The 11350-nt window shown below is 66.2% G+C and carries 10 protein-coding genes and 1 pseudogene; 5 read left to right on the top strand and 6 right to left on the bottom strand.

Annotated elements, in window-relative coordinates; genetic code table 11:
* The 4 genes and pseudogenes from NF876_RS28380 to NF876_RS28365 form a co-directional block, all read right to left on the bottom strand.
* Nucleotides 1–307, bottom strand: a pseudogene (locus tag NF876_RS28380) (hypothetical protein); the annotation flags it as partial.
* Nucleotides 308–476: 169 nt separating this feature from the next.
* Nucleotides 477–845: an Ig-like domain-containing protein gene (locus tag NF876_RS28375; RefSeq protein WP_262271702.1), complete on the bottom strand. Its 369-nt coding sequence runs from the start codon at nucleotides 843–845 to the stop codon at nucleotides 477–479.
* Nucleotides 846–960: 115 nt separating this feature from the next.
* A complete protein-coding gene (locus NF876_RS28370; RefSeq protein WP_262271705.1) occupies nucleotides 961–2619 on the bottom strand; it encodes an arylsulfatase in 1659 nt (552 codons plus the stop codon).
* A gap of 104 nt (nucleotides 2620–2723) precedes the next feature.
* Nucleotides 2724–3647, bottom strand: coding sequence for a formylglycine-generating enzyme family protein (locus tag NF876_RS28365; RefSeq protein WP_262271704.1), 924 nt, complete (start codon nucleotides 3645–3647; stop codon nucleotides 2724–2726).
* A gap of 595 nt (nucleotides 3648–4242) precedes the next feature.
* Here NF876_RS28365 and NF876_RS28360 point away from each other — a divergent pair.
* The 4 genes from NF876_RS28360 to NF876_RS28345 all read left to right on the top strand — a co-directional run bounded on the left by NF876_RS28360 (nucleotide 4243) and on the right by NF876_RS28345 (nucleotide 8398).
* The gene (locus tag NF876_RS28360; protein ID WP_262271701.1) at nucleotides 4243–5988 is read left to right on the top strand and encodes a sensor histidine kinase; all 1746 of its coding nucleotides are present in this window, start codon (nucleotides 4243–4245) and stop codon (nucleotides 5986–5988) included.
* A gap of 132 nt (nucleotides 5989–6120) precedes the next feature.
* Nucleotides 6121–6753, top strand: a complete 633-nt coding sequence (locus NF876_RS28355; RefSeq protein ID WP_262271700.1) for a response regulator — start codon at nucleotides 6121–6123, stop codon at nucleotides 6751–6753.
* A 50-nt stretch (nucleotides 6754–6803) separates the two neighbouring features.
* A complete protein-coding gene (locus NF876_RS28350) occupies nucleotides 6804–7967 on the top strand; it encodes an AraC family transcriptional regulator (RefSeq protein ID WP_262271699.1) in 1164 nt (387 codons plus the stop codon).
* Between the two features lie 98 nt (nucleotides 7968–8065).
* Entirely contained in the window at nucleotides 8066–8398 is a 333-nt protein-coding gene (locus NF876_RS28345) for a hypothetical protein (RefSeq protein ID WP_262271698.1), read from the top strand.
* Between the two features lie 262 nt (nucleotides 8399–8660).
* Here NF876_RS28345 and NF876_RS28340 read toward each other — a convergent pair whose 3' ends face one another.
* Nucleotides 8661–9881, bottom strand: coding sequence for an AI-2E family transporter (locus NF876_RS28340; RefSeq protein ID WP_262271697.1), 1221 nt, complete (start codon nucleotides 9879–9881; stop codon nucleotides 8661–8663).
* Nucleotides 9882–10789: 908 nt separating this feature from the next.
* Between NF876_RS28340 and NF876_RS28335 the strand changes: the two genes are divergently transcribed.
* Nucleotides 10790–11101, top strand: a complete 312-nt coding sequence (locus NF876_RS28335) for a hypothetical protein (RefSeq protein ID WP_262271696.1) — start codon at nucleotides 10790–10792, stop codon at nucleotides 11099–11101.
* Here the strand turns inward: NF876_RS28335 and NF876_RS28330 are convergent, their stop codons facing one another.
* Nucleotides 11102–11347, bottom strand: coding sequence for a hypothetical protein (locus NF876_RS28330; RefSeq protein ID WP_262271695.1), 246 nt, complete (start codon nucleotides 11345–11347; stop codon nucleotides 11102–11104).
* Between the last annotated feature and the right edge of the window lie 3 nt (nucleotides 11348–11350).

Here is an 11350-nt window from a genome sequence, read left to right as displayed (position 1 = left end):
TGCCTTCGTCCCATTGCATGATGAACTGCTGGGTCATGACGTGACCGGCCGCCCGCACCGGGCGATCGGCGAACACGATCGAACTCGGCGACACGCCCGTCAGGGTCAGCTTGGTTCCCTCGAGCTTTGCGCCCGCCGCGTTGAGCACGGCGAGCGAGGGCACCGGGCCGGTGGGCGTGACCCGGCCGATGGCCTTCCTGATCGGCACTTGCGGGTGGGCCGGCGCGTCCTGCGCGCGGGCGCCGATGATCATCGTGCAGAGGCCCCCGGTGACCAGGATGAGACAGGCGAAGTGCTTGCTGAACATGGCGCGGACTCCCTTTCGACTGACCGGCTGTCGCCGGGTTCGCTCGCACCGGACCGACGTCATCGATGCGAGCGTCTGAAGACGGGGCGCCGAGATCCCAGGAACCGAGATCCCTGGAACCCGGCGCTCTCCATCTCGTGTGTGCGAGCAGCTCACGGGCTGTTCGCCGCTACTTCACGGTGACCCTGTAGCTGAGCACGGAGGTGCCGGGCTTCTCGTCGATGCTCTGCCCTTTCGCCGTGATCGCGAAGGCATCGGGGCCGCTGTAGCCCGGAGCGGGCGTGTAGGTCCAGGTGTCCTTGTCGACCATGGTCAGAGTGCCGTGCTGCGGACGCTGGCTGATCTCGGAACTGGTCAGCGTGCCCTGAGGGGTGATGTCGGACATGCAGCCCTGTCCGGCCTGCACGTCGAAGGCGCCTTCCATATTGGCTCCCATGATGGCCCGATTGCCCGCGATGACGCACATGCTCTGGGCCGATGCCGGGCCGGCAAACAGCAACGCCAATGGGAGTGCTACGATCGAAACCGACTTCATCATGACAGTCTCCTCTCGATGATCCTCTGCGATCGAGGTCTGCCCCTGCACCGGTTCTTGTTGTTGGATTGGGGTGGCGGGCACCAGGTTCGAAGGGTGCCCGCCGATCTCGCATGGCTCACTGGCTCGGATGCGTGGCGGCGTTCCTGAGCTCAGTCATGACCTGATCCAGGTTGTAGCTCGCCGGATCCTGGAGCGGAGGGAACTCCTTGTAGGATTCCAGCTCCCTCAGCCACAGCGCCTGTCCGATGGGCAGCAGGTTCCAGTCGTAGACCCAGGCCGTGGCCGGCGCGGCGAGCGCGCCCGCCATCCAGAAGTTCGCCTTCTTCCACTCGCCCATGCCGGTTTCGAACGGATCGCGCTTGAGGTTGACCATGCCGGCCGCGAATTGGGTCTGAACGCCCGGGACGTTGAAGCCCAGCGCGGTTTCGGGCGCGATCGCGAAATACATCTTCCAGTTCTTGTATCTCACCGCCGACGGATGGCTGCTGGCATAGTAGAAGAACGTGTCGCGCGCCGACTTGTCAGAGCGGCCGCTCAGGTAGTCGGTCTGATCCACGCCATCGAGCTTGGTCTTGACGATGCCCGGATAGGTGCCGGCCATGATGCGCTTGTTCAGCCCGTCGCCCTTGTCCCCGCCGGCGATGTTGACCAGCGTGGGCAGCCAGTCGAGGGACGCGAAGATGCCGTCCTTGATCGTGCCGGGCCGGATGACGCCAGGCCAGCGCATGAGCGCCGGAGCACGCATGCCGCCTTCCCAGGTGGTCATCTTCGAGCCCTTGAACGGGGTGGTGCCGCCGTCAGGGAAGGTGAAGGTCTCGGCGCCGTTGTCGGTGGTGAACACGATGACGGTGTTGTCGAGTTGCCCCATCTCCTCGAGCTTCTTCAGCACATAGCCGATGTTGTCGTCCATCTGCTTCATGCCGGCTTCGTTGACGCCCCAGTCCTTGCCGCCCGGCTCGCCCACCATCGCCATGTACTTGTCCGACAGCACGGTGGTGATGTGCATGCGCGCCGGGTTGTACCAGACGAAGAACGGCTTGTTGGTCTTTTTCGGGTCGTTGCGGTCGAGGAAGTCGATGACCTTGGCCGAGATCTCCTCGTCGACCGTCTTCGAGCGCTCCAGCGTCAGCGGGCCCTCGTCCCGGCATGTCTGATTGCCGGAGGTCCCGTCCGACGACCGGCACGAGATCACCGGCCGAGGCGGCGTCAGGCACGGGGTGGTTCGTGGATCGACGGCCGCGGGATCCTGGGCCAGCCCGGGGATCGGCGTGTTGCGGCAGGCCGGCGCCACTGTCTGCTCGGTCGGCGTCTTGTTGATGTCGGGGAAGCTCACGCCCTGCATGGCGTCGAGGTGATAGAGGTAGCCCCAGAACTCCTGGAACCCGTGCGCGGTCGGCAGCGCGTCGGTGTGATCGCCGAGGTGGTTCTTGCCGAACTCGCCCGTGGTGTAGCCGAGATCGTACAGGAACTTGGCCAGCGCCGGCGTGCCGGGCCGCAGATAGGACGGGCTGCCGGGCAGTTGCGGCGGGATCATGCCGGTCCGGAGCGGATTCATGCCGGTGAAGAAGGCGTTGCGCCCCGCCGTGCAGCTCTGCTCGGCGTAGTAGGTCATGAACTTGGCGCCTTCCCGCCCGATCCGGTCGATGTTGGGGGTCTCGCCCACCATCAGCCCCTGGTGGTAGATGCCCGGCTGCATCCAGCCGATGTCGTCGCCCATGATGAACAGGATGTTGGGCTTCTGCTGCGGCGCCTGCGCGATGGCCGGGCCCGCCATGGCAGCAGCGACCAGAGCCGTCGCCCCGACCAGGGCGGATCTTGCCCGCATGCGCCGGGCTCGGCGTCGTTCGTCAACAGCGCGTGAGGACGCATGATCACTGTTCATGGGGCTCTCCTCTCTCTGATGATGCAGCGGAATCCGACATGGCTCGTCGAGGTGTCGACCGGCTGCGGATGGCGCGCTGCCGGACGGTAGCGGCGACAGTAGTTGGGCGCACACAGATGCGAGCCGCCCTTCAGCACCCGGCGCGGGATCTTGATTCCGGGCTCGCAGGGAGCGTAGCTCTCGACCTCACGGGCGCCGCGCGGGTTCTCGGGAATGCAGCAGGCCTTCGGGGCATCGGCCGGATGCTTCGGCGCGTAGAAGTCGCTCGTCCATTCCCAGACATTGCCGATCATGTCGTAAAGGCCATAGGCATTGGGCGGATAGGCATCGACCGGCGAGGTGCGTTCGTAGCCATCCTCGCGCGTGTTCTGGAACGGGAAGGCACCCTGCCAGGTGTTGGCCATCTGCCGGCCGCCCGGAGTGAACTCGTCGCCCCAGGCAAACTCCGCCTGGTCCAGTCCACCGCGGGCCGCAAACTCCCACTCGGCCTCGGTCGGCAGGTCCTTGCCGGCCCAATGCGCATACGCCAGGGCATCGGCGTAGGCGACGTGCACGACCGGATGATCGTCCAGCTCCTTGATCGACGAGCCCGGACCATAGGGACGCCGCCAGTTCACTCGGGGCCTGAACGCCCACCATTGGCTGAAGTGACGCAGATCGACCGGATAGTCCGGCGGACTGAAGACCAGCGAGCCGGCGAAGAGCATGTGGGGCAGGGCAGCGGGATAATCTTTGGGGTCGGGCGTGATCTCCGCGACCGTCACGTGCCCCGTGGCGCGGACGAAGTCGCGGAACTGGCGGTTGGTGACCGGGGTACGGTCGATCCAGAACGGATCGACCGTGACGCGGTGGACCGGGGCCTCTTCGGGATAGTGACGGTCTGATCCCATGCGGAACGTGCCGCCGGGGATCCGGACCATACCGCTGTCGTCGGGCAGAATGCCGATGGTCTTATCCGTCCGCTCGACCAAGTCCGCGTTGGTCATGGCATCGGTCCTCGCAAAGATGTGCGCTGCCAGCCCGACGAGCTGGCGGAAAGGCCCTGAGCCTTCCTGGAAGCCTGTGTCGCGGACGGATTGGCGGAGCCTCCTTGACCCAGCGGGCTATCCTTTCGCCGCGCGCGTTATCCGATGTCCGAGAGAGCAACCGCAGTAACCGCTGGTTCCGTCTGCTATTGCGGGATTGTCGTCCTGTTCGTGGCCGTGGGTCTATTAGGGTCGACCCTGAAAGTGACGGAGGCAGACCCTGATTTGGGACCGCTGACATCTTCTGCCGGCACCTAGAGCATTGTTCGGTGAAGTGGATCCGGTTCACCGTCCGAAGATGCGGCGAGGCCAAGACGAGCGATGATTCCATGTGAGTGGAAACAGCTCTAGCCGGGAGGGGACGACCTCCCCATCCTCGTGAATCCCGGTCGACTCGGGCGGCCTCAGGGTTTACCATACGCGATCGGACGAGGGCCCCGTCGCGATCCCCGGTCCCGTTGCGTTGCCCCTGCGGCCGGAGACCGCCAGCATGAGCAATGGCACCGTCCCGGTGGTTGCGCGGTCCCTCTCGGGCCTGCCGCTCCGTCTGCGGCGGCGGATCGCGTTGACCTTCATGGTCGTCACCGTGGCGGCTTGCCTCGTCGCTGCGGCGCTGTTGCTCTCCCGTGCGGCCGAGGAGCGCCACGCGATCGAACATCGCGCCCTGGAGGCTGCCAAGGCGCTCTCCTTCGGCTTCGATCAGGAGGTGGCTGCGGTCAACTACCTGCTGAAGGGGCTGTCGAAGTCTCCGGCACTCCTCTCGGGCGACACCAAGGCCTTTTACGATCAGCTCAAGATCACGCCGGTTCCGGAAGGCTCCTGGCTGGTCCTGAACGACCTCGAGCGGCAGGTTGCCAATACCCTGCGCCCGTTCGGATCACCGTTGCCGCGACATGTGGACTTCCCGAACTACCAGGAGCAGCTCGACCGGATCCGGGAGCGCAGGTGGTCCGTGTCCGGGCGGATGCTAGCCCCGTTGAAGGGCCAAATCGTCGTGGCCCTCAGCCTCCGGCTCGATGATCCGGACGGTCGGATGAACGGCCATCTGACCATTACCCTGACGGAAGCGCGCCTGGGCACGATCCTGGACGACCAGGCGCTGCCGGCTGGCTGGGTGAAGGGGCTCTACGACCGCAAGCTCCAGCCGATCGTGGCCGACCGGGACGGTCACAAAGGGTCCGACCTGCCGGTCCCCGCGGCCCTGGCCACGCGCCTCGCCGATGCGGGTCCGGCGAGCACGATCACGGGAACCGTCGAGGCCACCGATGATCGTGGGGTTCCGGTTCTCGTCACCTTCCGCCGTTCGGGGGCGACCAACTGGACGAGTGTGGTCACGGTGCCGCTGGCCGATCTCAATGCTCCCGTCACGGGGGCCCTGCGGCGGATGGCCGGACCGGCGGCCCTTCTCCTGCTTGCCGGAGGGATTGCCGCCTGGTTCACCGCCCGCCAGGTCGAGCAGCCGCTCCGGGTCCTGTCCGACCAGGTCACGGGAGCGAGGAAACAGGTCAACGAATTGTCCGGGCAACTGCTTGCCCTTCAGGAAGAGGAACGGAAGCGCATCGCGCGTGAGCTGCATGACTCGACGGCGCAGCACCTCGTGGCGGCGAACCTTGGGCTGGCGGGCCTCGAGGCACAGGTCCAGGAGAACCCCTCCGGCCGCAAGGCACTGGCCGAGGTGGAGAGCCTGCTGACGGAGGCGCTGCGCGAGTTGCGCATCTTCACCTATCTGCTGCATCCGCCCAACCTGACGAAGGACGGCCTCCAGACCACGTTGCGGGACTTCGCCGAAGGCTTTGCAGGCCGAACGGGACTGGTTGCCCGCATCCGGATTCCCGAGGAGGTCGATGACTTGCCGCCAGAGCTCCAGCGCACGATCCTGCGCGTGGTGCAGGAGGCCCTCACCAACGTGCACCGGCACGCCGGGGCCTCGCAGGTATCGGTGGATGCCAAGATCAGGTCCGGACGGCTCGTGGTCCGCATCCGCGATAACGGGCACGGCATGGCAGGCCCGAACGGCGCCGAGGGCCGCATCCGGCTCGGCGTCGGCGTGACAGGCATGCGCGCTCGCCTGGAGCAGTTTGGCGGTGACCTGAGGATTACGACCGGCCCAGGCGGCACGTCGGTCGTTGCCGTCGTTCCGAGGACAGTGACGGGACGGGCGCTGACTCAGGCAGGCCGCCTGCTGAGGCCATGGACGTCCGACATGACGGAGGCCGACGGCAAGACCCTCGGGTGAAGTTTCAGGGTCTGCCTCCGGCAGATTCAGGGTTTTGCACAGGTGGGCCGCGCTGCCGGGAGGTGTATCCTGCCATGGCACTCAGGGACACCGAATCGGCCGCTACCCTGGGGCGCGGGAGGAACTCTCGCGATGACACGCATCCTGATCGCCGACGATCATGACGTGGTCCGCTCCGGCGTGCGGACCATCCTGGAGGGGCATGAAGGCTGGGAGGTGGTCGGCGAGGCCCGAAATGGCAAGGATGCCATCGATCAGGCTCAGGCGACACGTCCCGATATCGTCATCCTCGACTACGGCCTTCCGCTGGTGAACGGGGTCGAGGCCACCCGCCAGATCCGGGCGCGTGTGCCCGGTGTCGAAGTGCTGATCTTCACCATGCATGATACCGACAGTCTCGTGCGCGACGTGCTGGAGGCGGGCGCCCGCGGGTTCCTGCTCAAATCCGACGCCAGGCAGTTTCTGGTCTCGGCGGTGGAGAGTCTGGCGGCCCACAAGCCGTTCTTCACCGGCAAGGTGTCGGAGACCCTGCTCGAGACCTACCTGGCGAAGGGATGCACACACGAGTCGGCGTTGACCTCCCGTGAGAAGGCGGTGGTGCAACTGATCGCCGAGGGAAAGACGAACAAGCAGATCGCCGACATTCTCAGCATCAGCACAAAGACCGTCGAGACCCACCGCGCACTGGCGTTGCGCAAGCTCAACCTCGACACGACCGCCGCCCTGATCCGCTACGCCATTCGCAACAAGCTCGTGGAGGGCTGATCATGACCTTTGATCGTTCCAACTCGGGCGGCCGAAGGCGGCCCCCGCCCATGGAACAGCCATCCGACCTGACGCTGCAACGACCGATCGGCAGAGGAGTTGTCCGCGTCGGCGTCGCGAAGGAGATCGTCCCTGTTCTCGGTGAAATGGGGGTGGATACGGACATCGTGTTCCGTAAGGCCGGTCTCGACGCGCGGCTTTTCGGGGACGGGGACAACGTCATCCCATACGCCGCCCTGGGCCGGGTGCTCACGGCGTGCGTCATGCACACCGAGTGCTTGCACTTCGGTCTTCTTCTCGGGCAGAGGGGCGCGATCTCGTCGCTCGGGCCGGTCGGCGGTCTCCTGCAACACTCGCCGACCGTCGGCGAGGCCTTGTCGGCTCTGATCAGGCACAGTCATCTCCATGACCGGGGCGCCGCTACGACCCTCTTCGTCGATGGGGATGTGGCGGTCCTGGGATATGCGATCTACGAGCCGGACGTGGAGAGCCCCGGGCAGATCTCAGATGGGGTCATGGCCGTTGCGACCAACGTCATGCGCCGGCTGTGCGGTCCCGATTGGGCACCGGACGAAGTGCTGTTGTCTCAGCACCAGGCCGTCGATCCGGCACCCTACCGGCGGTTCTTCCAGGCCCCCGTGCGCTTCGGCCAGGAGGCTGCCGCCCTCGTATTCCCGACGCATTGGCTCGATCACCGCATCGCGGACGCCGACCCGGTCTTCCGCAAGGTTTTCGAGGACCGGATCCGGGAACTCGAGGCTGCCGCGGAGGGCGATTGGAAGGAAAGCCTGCGCCGGGTGTTGCGGACGGAGATCCTGGCGAACCGGTGCTCGGCCGCGACGGTCGCGGACCGCTTTGCCGTGCACCGCCGCACGCTGAGCCGCCACCTCCAGGCCGAGGGCGCACGCTTCCAGCGGCTCGTTGACGAGACACGGTTCGAGATCGCACGCCAGCTCCTGACCCAGACGAAAATCCCTCTGAGCCAGGTGGCGGCAGCCCTCGGCTATTCCGAGGCGAGCGCCTTCACGCGGGCGTTCCGACGCTGGACGGGGCAAGCTCCGGCGGCTTGGCGTGAGGATCATGCTCCGCCTCGAACGGGCAATCCCACTCCGCAATCCCGCAGGCCGGAGAAGCCGCGCGTGAGCGAGGCCCAAGCCCCGGCCTGGACTCCACCTTCGATGGGATCGTGGGCTGCAAGAGCCGGGCCGCCATGAGGGGCCATTCCGGCGGAGGGCCGGCACGGACGGCCTCGACCGATTTGGCTTCAGCAATGAATTCTTCAAAGACGCATCCATGGTGAGGAGGACAGCGCATGAAGTGCACATCTGCTCTCATTGCTCTTGCGGCTATCGCGTTCGTGATCATTCCCGTGCAGGCCGAGGCGCAACCGCGCGTGCAGCGGGTCGGGCTGAGCGGGCCCCTTGTTCTGAGAGTGAGGCCAAGCAACTCCTTCGGCCGGCTCCCGTTCTATCTCGTCGGTTCAACCTATGAACCGAGGAATCCGTTCGATCCGATCGAACTTGCGCCTCCGCTCGGCCCTTCCGCCAACAACATCGCGATCACTCTGCCGATATCGTCCGCGTCGTGTCGGTTCACGCGGATCAACGGCACCCTGTTCGCCAGTCCCGGCTGCTTGGGCCAGTAACGTCGGACGGGCCTTCGTCCCGGAAGCGGCCACATCGGCCCCTGGCGCATCGTGCGGCCCTCTAGAGCATCGGACGGACCCAGAGGGCCGCGTCAGTGAAAAGTGGATCCGGTTTTCGCTGGCGCGGCCCGCTGGGTCCGTTCTGACCGATGCTCTCATTCAAGAAGAATGCATCGGATGGATCCCAAAAGTGCAAGTCCACTTTTCACGTCCGATGCTTTAGGTCCGCTCCGAACGATGCGCGAGGGGCGGGCACAGCCGCTTAGGTGATGGTCGTGTCTCGGGCTGCCCCCGCCATTGGACCGGTGGGGACGGCCATCACGTCACGCCGTCCTGCGGTCGTCGCGTCCTCGGCGGGTTGCCCGACGTCGCCGCGTTCGGGAGGCGCCGATCGCGAAGCCGTCGCGCCGTATGCGGACGGTGTCGGCATGGCGCCGAGCTCAGGACCGGCGAACGAGCTCCGCACGACGAACCGCAGGATCACGCCCAGCGATGCGGCCAGCGGGATCGCGACCAGCAGGCCGACGAACCCGAACAGGTACCCGAAGGCGAACAGCGCGAAGATCAGCCAGACCGGGTTGAGCTTGACCCGGCTCCCGATGATGCGCGGCGACAGCACGTAATCGGCAAGGATTTCCCCGATCAGGAACGTGCCGGCCACGACAGCCAGGGGCGTCCAATCGGGCCAGAACTGGGCCATGGCCACGCAGGTCGCAACGACGAAGCCGACGCCGAGTCCGAGGAACGGGACGAAGCTGATCAGGCCGGCCGTGACGCCGATCAGGACGGCATGGTTGAGGCCGGTCAGCCGCAGGGCGGCGGCGTAGAACGCGGCCAGGATCAGGCAGATAACGATCTGCCCGCGCACGAACCCGGCCACGGTCCCGTGGATCTCCCGCCCAAGGGCCCGGACATCCTCGCGGTGCTCGGCCGGCACCCAGGCGTCCAGCGTCGCGGTCATCCGCTCCCAGTCGATCAGAAGGTAGATGCTGACGATCGGCACCACCACGAGCAACGACAGGAGCGAGAACACGGCCTTCCCGCCCGACCATGCCGAGCGCAGAAGCTCGTCGAGCCAGGCGCTGCCCGTCCCGGCCATCTCGCGGGTGACCGATTCCTCGATCCGGAGTTCCTGGCCCATGAGCGCATGCAGCCAGGGCCGGCTCGTATCGGCCATGAGGGCCTGGACCTGCGTGACATAGCGGGGGAACTCGTCGACGAAGAACCGCAATTCCCGCAGGAGCGCCGGAAGCATCACCAGCACGAGGCCGACGAACCCGACGACCAGGGGCAGCACGAGCATCAGGGCGGCGAGCGCGCGGTTGAGACCGATCCGCTCCAGTCCGTCGACCACCGGGGCCAGCAGGTAGGCGAGCGCGATGCCGACGGCGAACGGCAGCAGGATCGGGCGCAGCAGAACCAGCATCAGAAGCGCCATGACGGCGAGCGCGATCCAGAACAGGGTGGAGCGTGCAATCGTCATCGCGTCCCTCCCGGCTCCGGAGCGGGCACGGGTCGGGCCGGCCGACGGACAATCCTCTGGATCATGGCCTGTTGCTTCCTGAACTCGGTCGCCCGTGTCGCCCCGCCCGTCGCCGCCACCGGTCCGGATCGGCGGCGAACTGGGACCCGCGCGATGCGCTCGTCAAGGAGGCCGGAGCATCGGACGTGAACAGTGGGTCCAATCTTCACGTCCGATGCTCTCGCGACCCAGGGCGCGACGCGCCGCGTCGAGCGCGCGTCCGCAGGTCAGCCCGTCGCCGGTCCGGTCCGCCGCGCGCGCCCGAGTGAGCCCGCCCCGTTGCAGTCCAGGATAGGCACGGCCCGCGCGTCTGCTTGATCGATCAGGACAGGGAATGAACATCTTGGGACACCCGGGCTGGAACCGGGCGGAGCGGCGGGAGTGGGCGGCGGGCCGGCTATGACGGGGCAGGGCGACGCCGCTCCGACGGTGGCCCGTCTCGTCATCAGCTGGCTTGTCCCGGTGATTCCGCTTCCGTGAGGCGCCGCGCCTTTTGAATCGGGATGGCCGGCGAGAGGTGGGTGATGACGTGTGGAGGGTGTCGTCGCCGGGCCGTTTCACCTCTCCACGTCATCACCGGCCTTGTGCCGGTGATCTCGATTGTCCGAAGGTAAAATGATCTTACGAGCACCCGGTCGTGCTGCCACACAAATAATAATAGGGCAGGCATATTCGTGAGTATGTAGAATGACTTAGTAGTTGGCATATCAGGTGAGGAGTATGCCGCTCCCCAAGATGGGTATGTCATAGTACGCCGTCGCGAGCACAGCGCCAGCGAGACAAGGTCAGGTCTGCTTGGCGGGTCGTGCCTTCAGGCTCCCTCAGGCGTATAATGGGATCGTGGGGGATACAGGATCGCGGAGGCGATCATGTCGACTTCAACATTCAAGACGACGCTGCCCACGTCGCAGGCTCATGAAGCGGCCCCGATGCACCTCGTAGCCACGGGGTGGGCGCTGACCACGACCCTCGTCGGACTGTTCGTGATCTGTTACCTGCTGTCGTTTGTCTGGCCGACCTCGGGCCTTGCCCATGGCTGGGTCAGCCTCTTCGCGACGAACCCGGACAGCGCCGGGCGCACTCTCGTGGAGGGGATCCTGGGCAACGCGGCGGCGGCCTGGATCGCTGCCGTCCTGTTCGTGCCGGTCTACAACAGGATGATCAAGACGCTGATGGGCTGATCAGACGATGCCCGACAGGCGCCCTGCGAGACTGACCGCGAGCAGGGCGAGGAGGCCCCAGCACGTCCAGTAGACCATCGGTTCCCACCGGACATCCGGAGCGTCGGCCTGGCGCTCCAGACGGTGCTTGTCGTACATGCCCCAGGCGTGGACCGCCGCACCGACGAGCAGGAGCGGAAGGTCAAGGGAACCGATGTGGCTGGCGGCCAGCACTCCGAGTCCCACGCCGAGGACAACCGCGCCCATGGC

It is taken from the genome of Microvirga yunnanensis (genome assembly GCF_025460875.1).
This window is presented reverse-complemented; position numbering and strand designations above follow the sequence as displayed.

Bases quoted from the DNA above. Each gene is read 5' to 3' on its own strand.
- NF876_RS28370 (WP_262271705.1), bottom strand. From the start codon at position 2,619: ATGGCGGGCCCGGCCATCGCGCAGGCGCCGCAGCAGAAGCCCAACATC.
- NF876_RS28335 (WP_262271696.1), top strand. From the start codon at position 10,790: ATGTCGACTTCAACATTCAAGACGACGCTGCCCACGTCGCAGGCTCAT.
- NF876_RS28355 (WP_262271700.1), top strand. From the start codon at position 6,121: ATGACACGCATCCTGATCGCCGACGATCATGACGTGGTCCGCTCCGGC.
- NF876_RS28360 (WP_262271701.1), top strand. From the start codon at position 4,243: ATGAGCAATGGCACCGTCCCGGTGGTTGCGCGGTCCCTCTCGGGCCTG.
- NF876_RS28365 (WP_262271704.1), bottom strand. From the start codon at position 3,647: ATGGTCCGGATCCCCGGCGGCACGTTCCGCATGGGATCAGACCGTCAC.
- NF876_RS28340 (WP_262271697.1), bottom strand. From the start codon at position 9,881: ATGACGATTGCACGCTCCACCCTGTTCTGGATCGCGCTCGCCGTCATG.
- NF876_RS28345 (WP_262271698.1), top strand. From the start codon at position 8,066: ATGAAGTGCACATCTGCTCTCATTGCTCTTGCGGCTATCGCGTTCGTG.
- NF876_RS28350 (WP_262271699.1), top strand. From the start codon at position 6,804: ATGGAACAGCCATCCGACCTGACGCTGCAACGACCGATCGGCAGAGGA.
- NF876_RS28330 (WP_262271695.1), bottom strand. From the start codon at position 11,347: ATGGGCGCGGTTGTCCTCGGCGTGGGACTCGGAGTGCTGGCCGCCAGC.
- NF876_RS28375 (WP_262271702.1), bottom strand. From the start codon at position 845: ATGATGAAGTCGGTTTCGATCGTAGCACTCCCATTGGCGTTGCTGTTT.